Below are 16,370 nucleotides of genomic sequence, written 5' to 3' on the forward strand. Positions count from 1 at the left end.
TTGCATCGCCGTTTCTAGTCTACGGGCTCTGAAGGCGGGCCCCAACGGCCGGTTTCCATCCAGATGAGAAACCGCTTAAGCGGCAGCAGCCAGATGAGGCCAAGGATTACATAAACCACGGTTTGCGCGCCGCCGGACCAATGGCCGATGACATCCGGCGCGTAGCGAGCGATGACAACGCCATAGATCATCAGCAACACGAACAGTGAGATAATCCCGAAGGGAATTCGCCAGGTCGGTGTTTCGCGCATCAATCTATTCCGTAAATCCGTGTCGGGGTGACTATGGCATCGAGCGACACATCGTGCGGCTCGACGGGCAGGGCTTCACACAATTGCACATCCCATGCGAGGCCAATGGTCATGCGGCCCGGATGTTCCGCAAGCCAGCGATCATAATGTCCGCCGCCCTGGCCGAGACGGTCTCCAGAAGCGGTGAACCCGATTAGCGGGACGAATAGCACGTCGGGTGTGATCGCTTCTGCATCGCTTCCAGGTTGGTGAAGATCAAATGGTCCGACTTCCAGATCAGTTTCGGCGAACGGATCGGTGTGTTCGTGGAATGCCATCGGACTGTCGGCGGAATCGAAACGGGGCAGGGCGATGGTGTGACCAGCCTCTTGGAAGAACCGCGCATATCCCGCGGCCGGCGCTTCGAATTCAGTCGCTCGGTAAAGCCCGATCACCGCATCGCCTCCAATTCGTGAGAGGAGCGGAGCAGGGGGACGATTGAACAGCAGCGCCTTGATCGCTTCAGGCTGCCCAAGAACATGCTCGCGGCGAGCCTTGCGGAGCGATTTGCGGATGTCAGCTTTCGAAAAAGGCATTGTTTCGTGGCCTACCTAGCGCTGTTCGGCCCGAAGGGTCGCAAGGGCGACCGCCCGCCCGCAGCGACGCGATCTATGATCGCATGAGCGAGGAAATTGCGGCGCGGATGCGCTGCGGAAAAAAGAATGACGGGACCACCATGGGTCGTTGCTCTAGAAATCCTCTGACGCCTAAACGTCAGGTGGGCGCCGTATACTCCGGTTCCACAGCCAAACTGGTGAACCAGAGCAGGGACAGCTCCCTAGGATTGCTTATAGCCTCAGGGATATTCAAACAGCTCGTGCCGGGCAGCCCCGCCGTTGCCTGATTTAGTCGGAGGTGTCCGCACCTTCAAGCAGATCGGCAGCCTTTTCTGCGCGTTCGGCCAAAGCTTCGAGTTTTTCGACCATATCATCGCTTGGCGCGTCGCCGCCAAACAGCTCATGCTGCTGGCGGGAAGCTTCGCGCAGTTCGGCCAATTCGGCTTTCAGGGCTTCACCCTCTTCACGTGCGCGTTTTTCTGCTTTGCGCAGGGTTTCGATCTCGGCCTTCAGCTCGGCTTTCTTGCCGCCGGATTTGGCCTTCTCATGCTCGATATTGCTGTTCGCCTTGGCAACGGCCTTTTCGATCTTGGAGTCCATCTCCTCGCGGAGCTTATCCGCATCGGCTCGGGCTTTCTGGGCCTCGGTCTCGGCGGCTTCTGCTCTTGATTTAGCATCGGCAATAGACTTTCGCGTTTCTTCCAACTCATCGGCTAGAAAAAGCGATGCGAAAACAAGATTGTCGGTTTCCTGCACCGCACGGGCAGTGCCGAGCAACGCGTATTTGGAGTCGATCAGCTCGCCGAGTGCCGTGATCTTATCCTCTTCACCCTCGGCGGTGTTGACCGTGTAAGTCTTGGGCCCGACTTTGAATGATACGGTGCTCATGCCGCACCGCCGCTTTCCAACTCATCAATCACGGCGTCCAGTTCGCCAAGAACTTCAGCGACTTCTTCGCGCAGTTTCTCGTGATTGTTGACCAGTTTCATGATGCGGGCGGAACCGGCTCCGTCGCCGGATTTTCCGGATGCGGCGGGTCGGGCAGCCGCGATCCGCGCCAGTGCGGCATCAAGGCGCGCCATTGCGCGATCAGCCCGTGTGTCAGTCATAGTCCGTGTAAATTACCAAGTTCGCGGGGTTTCGCAAAGTCTTGGCCGCGTCTGTTGATAAGTGGTCTTCGGCAAACGCTGTTGGGCACCATTCCCTGCCGCCGCTTGACCTCTATGCGGCGCTCGGCAATGGCCTTGTGAAGGATCGAATCGCCCGCCCGCACCGGGGATCTGCAACGGGCAAATCAGCGCACAAAGTGCCAGCAGGAGCCAGCATTCGCCCATGACGATTGACGCCGCCCGCCTCCAACCGATGGCCAACGCCATCCGTGCTCTTTCAATGGATGCGGTGCAGGCCGCCAATTCAGGTCACCCGGGGATGCCGATGGGCATGGCCGATGTGGCGACGGTGCTGTTTTCGAACCACCTGAAGTTTGATCCATCAAGCCCCGATTGGGCGGACCGTGACCGATTCGTACTGTCGGCTGGGCATGGCTCGATGCTGATTTACAGCCTGCTGCATCTGTCAGGCTATGCCGCGCCGACGATGGATGACATCCGCAACTTCCGTCAGCTGGGCAGCCCGTGCGCCGGTCACCCGGAAAACTTCCTGCTCGATGGTGTTGAGTGCACCACTGGACCTCTCGGTCAGGGACTTGCCATGGCCGTCGGTATGGCGATGGCGGAGCGGCATTTGAATGCGACATTTGGTGATGATTTGGTCGACCATCGCACGTGGGTGGTCGCAGGTGACGGGTGTTTGATGGAAGGCATCAACCACGAGGCTATTGGTTTGGCTGGTCATCTGAAGCTGGGCCGGATGATCGTGCTGTGGGATGACAACAACATCACCATTGATGGCACGGCGGACCTTTCAACCAGTGAAGACGTGAAGGCGCGCTACGAAGCGACAGGCTGGCATGTCGTCAGCTGTGATGGGCACGACTTCGCTGATATCGAACGTGCGCTGGAAGAAGCAGAGGCGGACGAACGTCCATCTCTGGTTGCTTGTAAGACCGTGATCGGAAAGGGCGCGCCGACTAAGCAGGGCACTTCAGCCACGCATGGTGCGCCGCTTGGGCCGGAAGAGATTGCCGGAACGCGCGAGGCGATTGGCTGGCCGCACGATCCGTTTGAGGTGCCCGGCGATATTCTGACCAATTGGCGTACCACCGGAGAAGCTGGACGGGCAGCGCACACTGAGTGGGAAGGGCGCTTGGCGGCGTCGCCAATGCGCGCTCAATTCGAAAGCCAGATGTCGGGTGTCGCTGGAACTGCGGCGAAAGCGACGGAGGGCCATATCCGAGCGCTCGCAGCCGAACCGCAAAAGGTCGCGACCCGCAAAGCTTCGGAAATGGCATTGAAGCCTCTGACCGAAGCCATCCCCCAGATGATCGGCGGATCGGCTGACCTGACCGGCTCAAACAACACCAAAACGCCATCGACCCTGCCCATGACGCCGGACGATTATTCAGGCCGCTATGTCTATTACGGTATCCGCGAGTTCGGCATGGCCGCGGCTATGAACGGCATGGCGCTGCATGGCGGTGTAGTGCCGTATGGCGGGACCTTCCTGATCTTCAGCGACTATTGCCGCAACGCGATCCGCCTTTCGGCGCTGCAGAAGACGCAAGCCATTTATGTGATGACGCATGACAGCATCGGCTTGGGCGAAGACGGGCCAACGCACCAGCCGATCGAGCAGGTGATGAGCCTGCGTCTGGTTCCCAACCTCAACACCTATCGTCCGTGCGACACCATCGAGACGGCGGAGTGCTGGGCGCTGGCTTTGGCTACGCCTGAAACGCCTTCGGTGCTCGCTCTGTCGCGTCAGGGCCTGCCTCAACTGCGCGGTGAAGGCGATGAAAGCTGGACTGCAGAAAGCAACCGCTGCGCCAAGGGTGGTTATCGCCTCAAGGCAGCAGATGCCGACCGCAAAGTCGTGCTGATCGCATCGGGCAGTGAAGTTTCGCTGGCGATGGATTGCGCGGCGCAGTTGGAAGACGCGGGCATCGGAACTGAAGTTGTTTCAATGCCTTGTACCGAACTCTTCGATGAACAGGACGACGCCTACAAGGCCGACACTCTGCCGGACGACGCGTTGCTCGTTTCGATCGAAGCAGGCAGCACGCTGGGCTGGGAACGCTATACTGGACGGAGCGGCCTGAACATCGGCATCGATAGCTTTGGCGGTTCGGCCCCGGCTGGCGACCTGTTCAAGCATTTTGGTCTTACGCCTGACGCAATCATCCCCCAAATCACAAACAAATTGAACAACTAAGCAGGAGCATTTCCCCATGGCCACCAAAGTTGCCATCAACGGTTTCGGTCGCATCGGCCGCCTCGTCGCCCGCGCAATCCTTGAACGCAGCGACCACGATCTCGAGCTCGTTTCGATCAATGATCTGGCTGACACCAAGTCGAACGCTCTGCTGTTCCAGTACGACAGCACGCATGGTCGCTTCCCTGGCACGGTCGAGGTTGGCGACAACACGATTATCGTGAACGGTAAGTCGATTGCGGTGACCAGTGAACGTGATCCCGGCAATCTGCCGCACGGTGAGCAAGGCGTGGACATCGTGCTGGAATGCACCGGTTTCTTCCAGAGCGATTCCGCTTGCCGTCCGCACCTCACCGCAGGCGCAAAGCGGGTGCTGATCTCGGCTCCGGCCAAAGAAGTTTCGGCGACAATCGTATATGGCGTGAACCACGAAACGCTGACCGCCGAAGACGTGATTGTCTCCAACGCTAGCTGCACCACCAACTGCCTATCGCCGATGGCGAAGGTGCTGAACGAGACGGTGGGAATCGAGCGCGGCTTTATGACCACGATCCATAGCTACACCAACGATCAGCGCATGCTCGATCAGATGCACGGTGACATGCGCCGAGCTCGTGGCGGTGCGCAGAACATGATCCCGACCACCACTGGCGCCGCGCGCGCGGTTGGTTTGGTTCTGCCGGAACTCGCCGGCAAGCTCGACGGTTCATCCGTTCGCGTGCCGACTCCGAACGTGTCGCTGGTTGATCTGGTGTTCACGCCGGGCCGCGACACTTCTGCGGAAGAGCTCAATGCTGCACTCAAGGCAGCAGCCGAAGGTCCGATGAAGGGCGTGCTCGATTACACCGATGAGCCGCTCGTTTCGAGCGATTTCAACCACTATCCGGCTAGCTCGACCATCGACAGCCTCGAAACTTCTGTCATGGAAGGCAAGCTCGCGCGCGTTGTGTCTTGGTATGACAATGAGTGGGGCTTCTCCAACCGCATGATCGACACCGCCGGTGTCATGGCGAAGTTCCTCTAAGGACGACTGGCATGGCCGCTTTCAAAACGCTCGATGACCTCGGCGACGTGTCCGGAAAGGTCGCGCTCGTTCGCGTGGACCTGAACCTGCCGATGAGGGACGGTTCGGCCACCGACGTCACCCGCGTGGAAGCGGTCAAGCCGACTATCCTTGAATTGAGCGAGAAGGGCGCGAAGGTGCTCTTGCTCGCTCACTTCGGGCGCCCCGGTGGCAAGCGCTCAAGTGTGCTCTCGACCAGCATGGTCGTTGGCGATGTTGAAGGCGTTTTGGGCAAAGAGCTGATGTTCATCCCCGAGGTCGCTGGTCCGGTGGTCGAACAGAGCATCGGTATCTTGCGGAATGGGGATATTGGTCTTCTCGACAACACACGGTTTTGGACGGGCGAGACAGATAACGATCCCAGCTTTGCGCAAGCGATTGCGACGCATGGCGACTTCTTCGTCAACGACGCATTCAGCGCTGCACACCGGGCGCATGCAACGACCGAAGGGATCGCGCACCACCTGCCGTCCTATGCGGGTCGTGCGATGGAGCGTGAACTCAAGGCTCTGGATGCTGCGCTCGGCAATCCAGAGCAGCCTGTCGCTGCCGTAGTGGGCGGGGCCAAAGTCTCAACCAAACTCGCCGTGCTCGAGAATCTGGTTGGCAAGGTCCAGCACCTGATCATCGGTGGCGGCATGGCCAACACGTTCCTCGCCGCGCGCGGGGTGAATGTTGGCAAAAGCCTGTGCGAGCATGACCTGACCGACACCGCGTCGAAGATCATGGACGAAGCTGACCACGCCGGTTGCACTGTGCATCTGCCTTATGACGTGGTGGTGGCCAAGGAGTTCGCCGCCAATCCCGAAAGCCTGCGCACTTGCAACGTCCATGAAGTGGCCGAGGACGAAATGATCCTCGACATCGGTCCGAACGCGACCGAAGCTTTGGCGGATGTGCTCAAGACTTGCCGCACGCTGGTGTGGAACGGTCCGCTCGGCGCTTTTGAAACCGAGCCGTTCGATACGGCAACAGTGGCTCTGGCGCGTCATGCTGCGGCTCTGACGCTGGAAGGCTCGCTCACCAGCGTTGCGGGTGGCGGAGACACGGTTGCCGCACTCGCTCAGGCGGGCGTGACCGAAGAAGTGACTTATATTTCAACGGCTGGCGGCGCTTTCCTCGAATGGATGGAAGGCAAAGTCCTGCCCGGTGTTGCTGCACTAGAGAGCTGATTATGGCGGACATCGCCGTCAAGATTTACACTGAAGCAGAACGTTTGATGCTGGCTTGGCTGCATCGCGATTCTGAGTACGCTCAAGAAGCTGATCCACCGTGATTGCACGCTGATCTTCGGCACCAGTCCGCCTGAGGTCCTGGACCGCAACAGCTTCATCGCGGCGCTGGATGGCGGCTTGCAGTGTCGTGGCTTCAAGCTCAATGAACCGCTGATCCATCGGCACGGTCAGGTTGTGTGGTGGTCCGCGGTTGTGGAACTTGAGCTGAAAGTGGGCCGTGCCGAATGGAAGGGCTCCTTTCTGATGACCGACCTTTGGCGCAAATACACTTTTGGTGGCTGGAAGCTGACCGAGCGCAGCCTTGCGCCAACTGCGGTGGACGAAGATCGCTTGTTGGCGAGCCAGTTGCGTCAATTGCAGCTGTGGCGATGAGAGAAAGGACGCTCTGATGGCCGATACGAGGCATTTGTTTGCGACGCCGTTCGTTATTGACCGGCTGCAAAGTCCCGAAGGCATCAAAGTATTGCGTGATGCCATTCTGGCCGAAAAAGCCAGAGATGCGGCGGGCGTCAACATCTCGAACATAGGCGGGTGGCATTCCAACACCAGCATGCTCGAATGGGGGGGCGAAGCCGCGCGTGCGTTGGCCTTCAAGGCGATGACTATGGCCGATGCAGCAACGATTGACGCCGGAAGTCCGCAGGCAAGCCGATATGGCTGGATGCCGGAAATGTGGGCCAATGTCAGCGGGCAGGGCAACGCAAACTTCCACCACATGCACCCGGGCAGCTTCTGGTCGATCGTTGCCTACATCGACGATGGATATGAAGGATCTGCGGATACCGGTTTGGGCGGAGAGCTTCAGCTGATGGATCCGCGCATGCCCATGGTTCGCATGACCGCGCCCGATCTTCGCCTGACCGAGGCGAATGGGCAACCACAGAACAATGAGCCCATGATCCGTCCATCGACCGGCATGATCGTGATGTTCCCAAGCTGGCTTCAGCACGCGGTTCGACCGTTCCATGGCAATGGGACGCGGATATCGATCGCGATCAATCTGGTGCCTGCACGCAAGCCCGAGAAAGGCTCTGGCGCATGAGCGAGTCCAAGACCGAATACGGATACGGCAACGCGGTCGAATGCACCGAAGGCGAATTCGCGGATTGGTATCACTGGAACCACGATCCGTTTGAAACGCGCGCTGGCCCTTTCTTTATGAAGCGACAGGACGATGGCAGCTATCTGTGCGCTTTTCGCGCTGACGATAGTCATATGAATGGCGCTGGCTCCATGCACGGCGGTTGCCTTATGACGTTCGCTGACTTTGCCCTGTTTGGAATTGCGACCGATGAACTGGGCGGAGACAATGCGGTGACTATGAACCTGTCGAGCGACTTCCTTGGCGGAGTTCCAGTCGGCGCTCTTGTCGAGGCACGCGGGGAGGTCACACGAGGCGGGGGCAAGACGATTTTCGTACGCGGTCTGATCACCGCCGATGGCAATCCCGCGCTCAGCTTTACAGGGATTATCCGCAAAATTTCGAAGCGGTGAGAGTTCCCTAGACCGATATGGACGTGATCGCGGTTGCGGCTGAACTAAGCGCTGGCTAAGGCGCGCGCAGGACATTTACGCATAGCTATGCAAAGACGAGGGACGGACCAATGAACACCGAACAGATGACCGCAAAAATCCGCGACGGGCAGGGCTTCATCGCCGCATTGGACCAGTCCGGTGGCTCCACGCCAAAAGCGCTGCGCGGTTACGGTGTTGAGGATAACGAGTGGGATGGCGACGATGAAATGTTCGCCCAAATTCACCAAATGCGCAGCCGCGTTATCACCTCGCCTTGCTTCTCCAGCGGCAAGGTCATCGGCGCGATCCTGTTTGAGAAAACGATGGACGGCGAAGTGGATGGCAAAACCACCGGCGACGCTCTGAAAGTGCGTGGTGTCGTGCCGTTTATCAAGGTGGATCAGGGCCTCGAAGACGAAGCCAATGGCGTTCAGCTGATGAAGCCCCTCGATAAGCTTCCCGCTTTGCTCGAAAAGTCGGTAGCGGCTGGCATGTTTGGCACAAAGATGCGCTCGGTCATCAAGTCCGCCAACCCTGAAGGGATTGCCGCGATCGTCGCGCAGCAATTCGAAGTGGGAATGCAGATTGCCGATGCTGGCTTGATGCCGATCCTTGAACCGGAATATGACATTCAGGCTCTTGACCGTAAGGATGGCGAGGACATTCTGCTCGCGGAGATTACCAAGCATCTCGATGCGCTGCCCGAAGGCCGCCAGATCATGCTCAAGCTCTCGATCCCGGTGACGCCGGGTCTTTACACGCCGTTGGTCAACCATCCGGGTGTGCTGCGCGTGGTGGCGCTATCGGGCGGATATTCAACCGATCAGGCGTGCGATCACCTGGCACACAACCCGGGCATGATCGCGAGCTTCAGCCGCGGCCTGCTGCAAGACCTGCGCAAAGGCCAGTCGGATGATGAGTTCGACGGCGCGCTGGGTGCCGCAATCAACAAGATTGCCGAGGCCAGCGTCGCGGGTTAGGCGCTTGCTCGGTCCCCGGGCATACCCATCGTTGTAAAATCGGTTCTCGGCGTGACGGCGATCACGCTTGTTCCTCTTTTCTGAACCTACTCGTCTGTGCGGTTCAACAAGGGAACTGAAAATGAAAGCAAAAAATGGGGTGGCGTTCGTCGCCAAGTTTTCAATCATCACTGCATCGATCGCGGCCTTACCGGCTTGCGAGACCATGAATTCCAATGCCAACTGGAAGGTCGCGGCGTGCCTTTCGCAGTTTGTCGGATATGCGGAAGCTGAAGGCAAAAAGGCGATGTACTCGGGGGAGTACTCCTACAAAGAAGATCGCTGCCACGTGAGTGTCGGCCATGCCACTCAGGCAGACGCCAACAACTCCGCGAAATCCCAATGCTACAGGCAAGACCGGGTCAACGATCCAATGTTCTGTGCCCCGATTGCGGAAGGCATGCGACTTTCGCCAACTGCGGTAAATGCGATGCTGAACAATCCGAACGGCGGTCGTGGATTGCTTCAGAAACTTCGCGATCTGGGCTACACTTGGTAGCTTGATCAAGAGCTCTGGGCGGGCGATGTCACGTCCGCCCAGCAAGCATGTTACCTTGGCTACTCAGTAATCCGTCGCTAATGCGCCAATCGTGACCGACACCCAACTCTATCTCATCTCGCCGCTCGAAGTCGGCGGCGATTTTCCGGCTCGGCTTGAACGTGCGCTTGAAGCGGGCGAGGGGCTTGTGACGGCTTTCCAATTTCGTGTGAAGGATGTGGACCAGCATGCTGCTGCAGCCTTGGCGGAGCCGCTTCAGGCGATCTGCGCGAAGTATGAAGTGGGATTTATCGTCAATGACTCCGTTCCACTGGCAAAGCGGTTGAGGGCTGATGGCGTACATCTGGGGCAGGACGATGGCGATCCGCGTGAGGCACGCGAGGAAATGGGCCGCGATTCTCAGATCGGGGTGACCTGCCATGCAAGCAAACATCTTGCGATGGAAGCGGGTGAAGCAGGAGCAGACTACGTGGCGTTTGGCGCGTTCTTTCCTTCGACCACAAAGGACAAGGGCGATGCTGAACGCCCAACGACGGAAACCATCGAATGGTGGGTGAAGCTGTTTGAAATTCCGGTGGTCGCCATCGGTGGTATTACGCCGGACAATTGCGCGCCGCTCGTCAATGCGGGTGCGGATTTTCTAGCTGTGTCAGGCGGGATCTGGAATGGCGACGAGGTCGCAAATGTGACCGCTTTCAAGGATGCGATTGCAAGCGTTTGACCCTACTTGCCTGATCCCAATCTGGTGCAGAGCAGTTTTGTCTCGGTCTGGCCATCTATTTTGCGCAGCTGATTTGTGCCGACGCGCTTGTAACGCTCGCCCTTTTTTGGACCCCGCGTGAAAGTCAGATCCTTGCCGCGCAGGATGTAGCTTCCGGTGCCTTCTGCATCGCGATACTTCGATGCCGCGCCGATCCGGAATTCCTCCGCCTTAACCACGACAAAAGCTTTGCCGGCGGCATCGCCGGGCAGCGCGCACTGATAGGTACCATGCGGCAAGGAAGCCAGCGCGCCGCCAGTTGGCAAGGGCGCGCGCGATTTCTCAGCCGAACGCGTTTCGGCCAGCATGGGGGATGCGGCCGCGATTGCTGCAGCAAAAGCTGTCAAAAGAAAGATGTGCGAGGTCTTCATCGAAATAATCCCATTCCCACGCGACTTATCATTATCCCTCTTTGACATCCATGCTGTTAACCAAGAAAGCGGCCCGGGTCTTACAATTCGAAACATCGCGCACTCGGTGCGCTTGCCCATGGGCGATGCCTCCGCTAGTAGCGCGCATCACTTGACCAGCGCCTGAACCAACGGGCGCCAACGTATCTATCCCAGACAGAAGGCGCGTAGCCCCATGAAAATCAGCGGTGTCGACATTCGTCCCGGCAACATCATCGAATACGAAGGTGGAATCTGGAAAGTCGCTAAGATCCAGCACACGCAGCCAGGTAAGGGCGGCGCCTACATGCAGGTTGAGATGAAGAACCTGCAAGATGGCCGCAAGACCAACGTCCGCTTCCGCAGCGCCGACACGGTCGAGAAGGTGCGTCTCGATACGCAGGAATATCAATTCCTCTATGAAGATGGCGAGATGCTCGTTTTCATGGACAACAACACCTACGAACAAATCAACCTACCCGGTGACCTGTTGGGTGATGCGCGCCCGTTCTTGCAGGACGGTATGCAGGTGAAGCTTGAGCTATGGGAAGAGAAGCCCATCAGTGTTGAGCTCCCGCAGCAGGTTGAAGCCGAAATCGTCGAGGCCGATGCGGTGGTGAAGGGGCAGACAGCTTCTTCCAGCTACAAGCCCGCTGTGCTCGACAATGGCGTTCGCATCATGGTTCCGCCGCATATCGAAAGCGGCACGCGCATCGTGGTTGATGTGTATGAACAGACCTATGTCGGGAAGGCGAGCTAACTTCCCATGAGCATGTTTTCAGGCCTCATTCGCGTGATGGAACGCGCCGCGCGCAAAGCGGGCGGGCGTCTGCGCCGTGACTTTGGCGAGGTTGAACACCTTCAGGTCAGCCGCAAGGGCCCTGCGGATTTCGTATCCAAGGCTGATATGCGTGCCGAGCGCACGCTTTATGACGAGCTGCTCAATGCGCGTCCCGATTGGGGCTTTGTGCTCGAAGAAGCGGGCATAATCGAGGGTTCTCCCGATATGCCGCGTTGGATCATCGATCCGCTCGATGGCACCAGCAACTTCCTCCATGGCATTCCGCATTTCGCGATCAGCATCGCGGTGCAGGAACCGCGTCTAGACGGAAAAGGCTGGGGTGATGTCACCGCTGCGGTGATTTACAACCCTATCAATGATGAAACATATTGGGCGGAGAAGTCGCGCGGTGCGTGGTTGCAGGACGCGCGGCTGCGTGTTTCCGGTCGTCGTCATCTTGATGAAGCTTTGATCGCGACGGGCATCCCGTTTCAGGGTCACGGCGACTTTTCCGAATGGAGCCGCATTTTCGGTGCAATCGGTCCTGAAGTGGCCGGTATTCGACGTTTCGGCGCGGCGTCGCTCGATATGGCCTATGTCGCCCAAGGGCGCTTTGACGGTTTCTGGGAAAGCGGTCTCAACGATTGGGACACGGCTGCCGGCTGCCTTCTAATCCGCGAAGCGGGTGGCTTCGTCAGCGATTTCCGTGGTCGTTCGAACCCGATCCATTCGGCGCAAGTGCTGGCGGCAAACGATGCTTTGCATTCAAAGCTGCACAAATTGCTAGCGAACAGCTTGAAGTAAGGGAGCAGGCTCGCTAACAGCGCGCTTCCTGCTTAGGCAGTGCGCCCCTGTGGTGGAATTGGTAGACGCGTTCGACTCAAAATCGAATTCCTTCGGGAGTGCCCGTTCGAGTCGGGCCAGGGGCACCACCTTCCTTTAAGAGCGAAAATCCTTGTATTTCATGCCGACCTTTGGAAGGTCTGCTAATTCGCAAACCCAGCGGGGATTATGCTCGAAATACCTTCCTATCACGCCATGGCTGCGATGGCCGTTACCGTCGCAATGTTCGTGGCCTTTGCACGCGGGAAGCTCTCGGTAGAGATCGTTTCGTTGCTCACCATCGCGGTGATTGCCGTGGGTCTCTATTTCTTCCCCCTAGATGGGCAGAAACGCACTGATGGGCTCGTGATCGCCTTTGGCGGCTTTGGGCACTACGCGCTCATTACCATCTGCGCGCTTATGATCATGGGCCGAGGACTGGTGGTCACCGGGGCTCTTGAACCGGCGGCGCGCTTTCTGGAAGGCGTGTTCAAGGTCAACTTGCAGCTCGGTCTGCTTGTCTCGCTGCTGATTGCGTTTTTCCTCTCGATGGCGGTGAACGACACGCCCGTTCTCGTGTTGCTCCTGCCCATCTTTGTGGCGCTTGCGGCCAAAGGTGCAATGCCGGCGTCCAAGACGCTCATTCCGCTGAACGCAGCGGTCCTGATCGGCGGCATGGCGACGACCATCGGCACATCGACCAATATTCTGGTGACATCCATCGCGGTTGATCTGGGCCAGCCTGAAATGAGCGTGTTCCACTACACGCCAATCGTAATAATCGCGGCGGCCATTGCTCTTCCCTATCTGTGGCTCGTCATGCCGCGGCTTCTCGGCGACAACACTGTCGATGATCTGGGCGGCGCGCGCATGTTCCATACCCGTCTGCGGGTCGGACCGGATAGTATCCTGGCAGGCAACGAGCTGGACATGATCCGCGATAAGCTGCCCAAGAACATTACGATCCACAATCCACCGCCCGGCCAGCTTCAGCCGCAACAGCGTCTACATATTTCCGGCAGTCACGAGGCTCTTGAGGACGCAACGCGCGTTCTCAAAGGCGAGCTTGCGCCCAGCTGGGTCCTCGACCGTATCCGCCGCACGTCCAAGGCTGAAGGTAAGGACATTGTCGCGGTCGAGATGACAGTGACAGCCGATTCTCGCCTTCTGACACGCACCTTGCCCACTTCGGGAATCGCCGACCTTTACGGCGTCGCGGTGCTGGGCATCCACCGTCCGGACCGCTTTATTGGCGAGCGTGATCGTTACTCCGACGGCGGTGACCTGCGCATTTCGGAAGGTGATGTGCTGCTGGTCATGGGTCTGGATGAGGACCTGCAAGCTTTTGCCCGCAGTGACAGCCTGTTGATGCTCGAAGGGGCGCGCGAATTGCCGCGCCGTTCAAAAGCACTGCTCGCCGGTGTCATCATGTTCGGGTCGGTGTTTTCGGCATCTATCGGACTGCTTCCCATCGCGATCTCGGCCTTGATCGGTGCGATCCTGATGTTCGTAACGGGCTGTGTGAAGTTTGACCGGGTGGGCCGTGCACTTTCGGCAAAGGTGATTGTATTGGTCGCCGCTAGTATCGCCATTGGCCGCATAATTCTGGAAAGTGGGGCGGCCGAGTGGTTGGGGCTGGCCATGTCGATCGGGCTGGACTTCCTACCACCAGCGTTGGTTCTGGCCGCGATTATGGCGTTTGTGACGCTGCTCACCAACTTTGCTTCGAATGCGACTGCAGCCACCGTTGGCACCCCTATCGCATTCAATATCGCGACCCAGCTCGGCCTTCCGCCAGAGCCGCTGATCCTGGCTGTACTGTTCGGTTGTAACCTCTGTTACGCGACACCCATCGCGTATCAGACGAATATGCTGATCATGGCGGAGGGCAGTTACGAGTTTAAGGACTACATCCGTACCGGTGTTCCACTGGTGGTGATTATGGTGATGTCGCTCTCGTTCCTGCTGGCATTCTGGTATGGTCTGCCGCCATTCGGCGATGGGTTGGCTCTTCCTGAGCCGGTCAATCCGCTCGATCCCACACTCAACTGACGCCCAATAAATTACGACCGCCGAGACGCTGGTTTTCAGCGTATCGACGGTCGTATTCTCCTCCCCAGGAGAACTGGTTCAGGTGAAGGACGTGAAGCCCTTACCGGTTCGCTGATTACTCAGACGATGGCACATAGGTGCCAAGGCGGTGGTGCAGCGAGTTGATTTTGGCGAGTTCGTCGCGATCTTCGGTGTTGCGTGCGTGGCTTTCCAGCGCACGGCGCAGCAGTTTGAAATCGGCAGTCGAGAACAGGGCGCGAGCGCGCGACGGTTCTTTGCTCGGGGTATCGGTATCGCTCATTGTTTCACTCTCTCCGTTCGGGGATGGTGCGAGTGCTAATGAAGGGATTGGTCGGTTCCCGCAAGGGCGCGTTTAACGCGTCCTCACAGGAACCCCTCTCCAACTGGTCAAAGCAGCGTTTACGCAGCCTCGAACTGGTTCATGGTGTTGTCTTTACCACCAGCTTTCAATGCGGCTTCACCGGCGAAGTATTCCTTATGGTCATCACCAATGTCCGAACCGGCCATGTTCTGGTGCTTCACGCAGGCGATACCCTGACGGATCTCTTCGCGCTGAACGTTGAGAACGTAGCCAAGCATGCCCTCTTCACCGAAGTAGCGCTTCGCAAGGTTATCCGTGCTGAGCGCTGCGGTGTGGTAGGTCGGCAGCGTGATGAGGTGGTGGAAGATACCAGCGCGCTTCGCAGCATCAGCCTGGAAGGTGCGGATCTTCTCGTCAGCCTCAGCAGCCAGCTCTGTGCTGTCGTAATCAACGCTCATCAGCTTATCGCGGTCAAACGCGGACACGTCCTTTCCGGCTTCGGCCCATGCATCATAGACCTGCTGACGGAAATTGAGCGTCCAGTTGAACGATGGCGAGTTGTTGTAGACCAGCTTTGCGTTCGGGATGACTTCGCGAACGCGGTCAACCATTCCTGCGATCTGCTCAACATGGGGCTTCTCGGTTTCGATCCACAGCAGGTCCGCGCCGTTCTGGAGCGAAGTGATGCAGTCGAGAACGCAACGATCTTCACCGGTGCCAGCACGGAACTGGAACAAGTTGGACGGCAGGCGCTTCGGAGCCATCAGTTTGCCATCGCGGCTGATGAAAACCTGACCATTCGAGATATTGGCCGGATCAACTTCGTCGCAATCGAGGAATGCGTTGTACTGGTCACCCAGATCGCCGGGCTCTTTCGAGAATGCGATCTGCTTGGTCAGGCCAGCACCGAGCGAGTCGGTGCGGGCAACAATGACGCCATCGTCGACGCCCATTTCGATGAAGGCGTGGCGACATGCGCGGATCTTCTGCAGGAAGTCCTCGTGCGGAACCGTAACTTTCCCGTCCTGGTGACCGCACTGCTTCTCGTCGGAAACCTGGTTTTCGATCTGTAAAGCGCAGGCGCCCGCTTCGATCATCTTCTTGGCAAGCAGGTAGGTCGCTTCGGCGTTACCGAAACCGGCGTCGATGTCGGCGATAATCGGAACGACATGCGTTTCGTAGTTGTCGATCGCGGTTTCGATGCGCTTCGCTTCAACTTCGTCGCCAGCGTCGCGAGCCGCGTCGAGAGCGCGGAACATGCCACCAAGCTCACGGGCGTCTGCCTGCTTGAGGAACGTGTAGAGCTCTTCGATCAGCGCCGGAACGCTCGTCTTTTCATGCATCGACTGGTCAGGAAGCGGACCAAACTCGCTGCGGAGAGCGGCAACCATCCAGCCTGAGAGGTAGAGGTAACGCTGCTTGGTTGTGCCGAAGTGCTTCTTGATCGAAATCATCTTCTGCTGCGCGATGAAGCCGTGCCAGCAGCCGAGCGACTGCGTGTACTTCGCAGGGTCAGCGTCGTAGGCGTCCATGTCGGCACGCATGATGCCAGCCGTGTACTTGGCAATGTCGAGGCCCGTCTTGAAACGGTTCTGGATTGCCATGCGAGCGGTTGCTTCGGGATCAACAGCTGCCCAGCTTGGGCCGTTGCCGTCGATGAGTTCGCGCATTTTTGCGATTTCGTTTTGATAGGTCATTTCGATCTCCGAGGGGTTAGGGGAGGTGTGAAATGACAA

The 16,370-nt window shown here is 58.3% G+C and carries 20 protein-coding genes, 1 tRNA gene and 1 other RNA gene; 13 read left to right on the forward strand and 9 right to left on the reverse strand.

From position 1 onward, the window contains the following. Positions 1-14: 14 nt before the first annotated feature. From AC0V6K_RS13130 to AC0V6K_RS13150, 5 genes are all read right to left on the reverse strand, one after another. Complete coding sequence (locus tag AC0V6K_RS13130) at positions 15-251, reverse strand: DUF2842 domain-containing protein (protein ID WP_472622939.1); 237 nt, start codon at positions 249-251, stop codon at positions 15-17. Next, positions 251-826, reverse strand: a complete 576-nt coding sequence (locus AC0V6K_RS13135) for a 5-formyltetrahydrofolate cyclo-ligase (protein ID WP_472622941.1) — start codon at positions 824-826, stop codon at positions 251-253. The genes AC0V6K_RS13130 and AC0V6K_RS13135 overlap by 1 nt, the downstream gene beginning before the upstream one ends. A 128-nt stretch (positions 827-954) precedes the next feature. Next, positions 955-1,124, reverse strand: a non-coding RNA gene (ssrS, locus tag AC0V6K_RS13140) — 6S RNA. 11 nt (positions 1,125-1,135) lie between these two features. After that, complete coding sequence (locus AC0V6K_RS13145) at positions 1,136-1,735, reverse strand: cell division protein ZapA (RefSeq protein WP_472622943.1); 600 nt, start codon at positions 1,733-1,735, stop codon at positions 1,136-1,138. Next, a complete protein-coding gene (locus AC0V6K_RS13150) occupies positions 1,732-1,956 on the reverse strand; it encodes a hypothetical protein (protein WP_472622945.1) in 225 nt (74 codons plus the stop codon). Before AC0V6K_RS13150 ends, AC0V6K_RS13145 begins: the two co-directional genes overlap by 4 nt. Before the next feature lie 223 nt (positions 1,957-2,179). On the opposite strand from AC0V6K_RS13150, the gene tkt reads away from it, so the two are divergent. From tkt to AC0V6K_RS13165, 3 genes are read left to right on the forward strand one after another with little or no spacing between them, the layout of a single operon-like run. Next, positions 2,180-4,177 carry a transketolase gene (gene tkt, locus AC0V6K_RS13155; RefSeq protein WP_472622947.1) on the forward strand — a complete coding sequence of 666 codons (1,998 nt, stop codon included), beginning with the start codon at positions 2,180-2,182 and terminating at the stop codon, positions 4,175-4,177. Positions 4,178-4,193: 16 nt separating this feature from the next. Continuing rightward, the gene (gap, locus tag AC0V6K_RS13160; RefSeq protein ID WP_472622949.1) at positions 4,194-5,201 is read left to right on the forward strand and encodes a type I glyceraldehyde-3-phosphate dehydrogenase; all 1,008 of its coding nucleotides are present in this window, start codon (positions 4,194-4,196) and stop codon (positions 5,199-5,201) included. Between the two features lie 11 nt (positions 5,202-5,212). After that, on the forward strand, positions 5,213-6,412 hold the full coding sequence (locus AC0V6K_RS13165) for a phosphoglycerate kinase (protein WP_472622951.1): 1,200 nt from the start codon (positions 5,213-5,215) through the stop codon (positions 6,410-6,412). An 18-nt stretch (positions 6,413-6,430) separates the two neighbouring features. On the opposite strand, the gene AC0V6K_RS13170 is transcribed toward AC0V6K_RS13165, so the two are convergent. Beyond that, positions 6,431-6,634: a hypothetical protein gene (locus tag AC0V6K_RS13170; RefSeq protein WP_472622953.1), complete on the reverse strand. Its 204-nt coding sequence runs from the start codon at positions 6,632-6,634 to the stop codon at positions 6,431-6,433. Between the two features lie 84 nt (positions 6,635-6,718). Between AC0V6K_RS13170 and AC0V6K_RS13175 the strand changes: the two genes are divergently transcribed. The 6 genes from AC0V6K_RS13175 to thiE all read left to right on the forward strand — a co-directional run bounded on the left by AC0V6K_RS13175 (position 6,719) and on the right by thiE (position 10,229). Beyond that, a complete protein-coding gene (locus AC0V6K_RS13175; protein ID WP_472622955.1) occupies positions 6,719-6,847 on the forward strand; it encodes a hypothetical protein in 129 nt (42 codons plus the stop codon). 16 nt (positions 6,848-6,863) lie between these two features. Next, the gene (locus AC0V6K_RS13180; protein WP_472622957.1) at positions 6,864-7,517 is read left to right on the forward strand and encodes a TIGR02466 family protein; all 654 of its coding nucleotides are present in this window, start codon (positions 6,864-6,866) and stop codon (positions 7,515-7,517) included. Continuing rightward, entirely contained in the window at positions 7,514-7,969 is a 456-nt protein-coding gene (locus AC0V6K_RS13185) for a PaaI family thioesterase (RefSeq protein ID WP_472622959.1), read from the forward strand. The genes AC0V6K_RS13180 and AC0V6K_RS13185 overlap by 4 nt, the downstream gene beginning before the upstream one ends. Positions 7,970-8,079: 110 nt before the next feature. Continuing rightward, positions 8,080-8,970, forward strand: coding sequence for a fructose bisphosphate aldolase (locus AC0V6K_RS13190; protein WP_472622961.1), 891 nt, complete (start codon positions 8,080-8,082; stop codon positions 8,968-8,970). A 121-nt stretch (positions 8,971-9,091) separates the two neighbouring features. After that, positions 9,092-9,508, forward strand: a complete 417-nt coding sequence (locus AC0V6K_RS13195) for a hypothetical protein (RefSeq protein WP_472622963.1) — start codon at positions 9,092-9,094, stop codon at positions 9,506-9,508. 91 nt (positions 9,509-9,599) lie between these two features. Next, positions 9,600-10,229: a thiamine phosphate synthase gene (gene thiE, locus AC0V6K_RS13200; protein ID WP_472622965.1), complete on the forward strand. Its 630-nt coding sequence runs from the start codon at positions 9,600-9,602 to the stop codon at positions 10,227-10,229. 2 nt (positions 10,230-10,231) lie between these two features. On the opposite strand, the gene AC0V6K_RS13205 is transcribed toward thiE, so the two are convergent. Then, entirely contained in the window at positions 10,232-10,759 is a 528-nt protein-coding gene (locus AC0V6K_RS13205) for an elongation factor P (protein WP_472622967.1), read from the reverse strand. 94 nt (positions 10,760-10,853) lie between these two features. On the opposite strand from AC0V6K_RS13205, the gene efp reads away from it, so the two are divergent. From efp to AC0V6K_RS13225, 4 genes are all read left to right on the forward strand, one after another. Next, positions 10,854-11,417: an elongation factor P gene (gene efp, locus AC0V6K_RS13210; protein WP_472622969.1), complete on the forward strand. Its 564-nt coding sequence runs from the start codon at positions 10,854-10,856 to the stop codon at positions 11,415-11,417. Positions 11,418-11,423: 6 nt separating this feature from the next. Then, the gene (locus tag AC0V6K_RS13215; protein ID WP_472622971.1) at positions 11,424-12,242 is read left to right on the forward strand and encodes an inositol monophosphatase family protein; all 819 of its coding nucleotides are present in this window, start codon (positions 11,424-11,426) and stop codon (positions 12,240-12,242) included. A gap of 43 nt (positions 12,243-12,285) precedes the next feature. Then, positions 12,286-12,370, forward strand: a tRNA-Leu gene (locus tag AC0V6K_RS13220). Positions 12,371-12,449: 79 nt separating this feature from the next. After that, positions 12,450-14,312: an SLC13 family permease gene (locus AC0V6K_RS13225; protein WP_472622973.1), complete on the forward strand. Its 1,863-nt coding sequence runs from the start codon at positions 12,450-12,452 to the stop codon at positions 14,310-14,312. 115 nt (positions 14,313-14,427) lie between these two features. On the opposite strand, the gene AC0V6K_RS13230 is transcribed toward AC0V6K_RS13225, so the two are convergent. Together AC0V6K_RS13230 and AC0V6K_RS13235 are read right to left on the reverse strand one after the other, a co-directional pair. After that, positions 14,428-14,613: a hypothetical protein gene (locus tag AC0V6K_RS13230; RefSeq protein ID WP_472622975.1), complete on the reverse strand. Its 186-nt coding sequence runs from the start codon at positions 14,611-14,613 to the stop codon at positions 14,428-14,430. A gap of 119 nt (positions 14,614-14,732) precedes the next feature. After that, positions 14,733-16,331 carry an isocitrate lyase gene (locus AC0V6K_RS13235; protein WP_472622977.1) on the reverse strand — a complete coding sequence of 533 codons (1,599 nt, stop codon included), beginning with the start codon at positions 16,329-16,331 and terminating at the stop codon, positions 14,733-14,735. Between the last annotated feature and the right edge of the window lie 39 nt (positions 16,332-16,370).

Source organism: Erythrobacter sp. S43, assembly GCF_057364955.1.

Coding starts and splice junctions, on each gene's coding strand:
- AC0V6K_RS13135 (WP_472622941.1), bottom strand. CDS start 826: ATGCCTTTTTCGAAAGCTGACATCCGCAAATCGCTCCGCAAGGCTCGC.
- AC0V6K_RS13170 (WP_472622953.1), bottom strand. CDS start 6,634: ATGGATCAGCGGTTCATTGAGCTTGAAGCCACGACACTGCAAGCCGCC.
- tkt (WP_472622947.1), top strand. CDS start 2,180: ATGACGATTGACGCCGCCCGCCTCCAACCGATGGCCAACGCCATCCGT.
- AC0V6K_RS13185 (WP_472622959.1), top strand. CDS start 7,514: ATGAGCGAGTCCAAGACCGAATACGGATACGGCAACGCGGTCGAATGC.
- AC0V6K_RS13205 (WP_472622967.1), bottom strand. CDS start 10,759: ATGGGCAAGCGCACCGAGTGCGCGATGTTTCGAATTGTAAGACCCGGG.
- efp (WP_472622969.1), top strand. CDS start 10,854: ATGAAAATCAGCGGTGTCGACATTCGTCCCGGCAACATCATCGAATAC.
- AC0V6K_RS13150 (WP_472622945.1), bottom strand. CDS start 1,956: ATGACTGACACACGGGCTGATCGCGCAATGGCGCGCCTTGATGCCGCA.
- AC0V6K_RS13195 (WP_472622963.1), top strand. CDS start 9,092: ATGAAAGCAAAAAATGGGGTGGCGTTCGTCGCCAAGTTTTCAATCATC.
- AC0V6K_RS13190 (WP_472622961.1), top strand. CDS start 8,080: ATGAACACCGAACAGATGACCGCAAAAATCCGCGACGGGCAGGGCTTC.
- AC0V6K_RS13180 (WP_472622957.1), top strand. CDS start 6,864: ATGGCCGATACGAGGCATTTGTTTGCGACGCCGTTCGTTATTGACCGG.
- gap (WP_472622949.1), top strand. CDS start 4,194: ATGGCCACCAAAGTTGCCATCAACGGTTTCGGTCGCATCGGCCGCCTC.
- AC0V6K_RS13225 (WP_472622973.1), top strand. CDS start 12,450: ATGCTCGAAATACCTTCCTATCACGCCATGGCTGCGATGGCCGTTACC.
- AC0V6K_RS13145 (WP_472622943.1), bottom strand. CDS start 1,735: ATGAGCACCGTATCATTCAAAGTCGGGCCCAAGACTTACACGGTCAAC.
- AC0V6K_RS13130 (WP_472622939.1), bottom strand. CDS start 251: ATGCGCGAAACACCGACCTGGCGAATTCCCTTCGGGATTATCTCACTG.
- AC0V6K_RS13175 (WP_472622955.1), top strand. CDS start 6,719: ATGACCGACCTTTGGCGCAAATACACTTTTGGTGGCTGGAAGCTGACC.
- AC0V6K_RS13230 (WP_472622975.1), bottom strand. CDS start 14,613: ATGAGCGATACCGATACCCCGAGCAAAGAACCGTCGCGCGCTCGCGCC.
- AC0V6K_RS13235 (WP_472622977.1), bottom strand. CDS start 16,331: ATGACCTATCAAAACGAAATCGCAAAAATGCGCGAACTCATCGACGGC.
- AC0V6K_RS13165 (WP_472622951.1), top strand. CDS start 5,213: ATGGCCGCTTTCAAAACGCTCGATGACCTCGGCGACGTGTCCGGAAAG.
- AC0V6K_RS13215 (WP_472622971.1), top strand. CDS start 11,424: ATGAGCATGTTTTCAGGCCTCATTCGCGTGATGGAACGCGCCGCGCGC.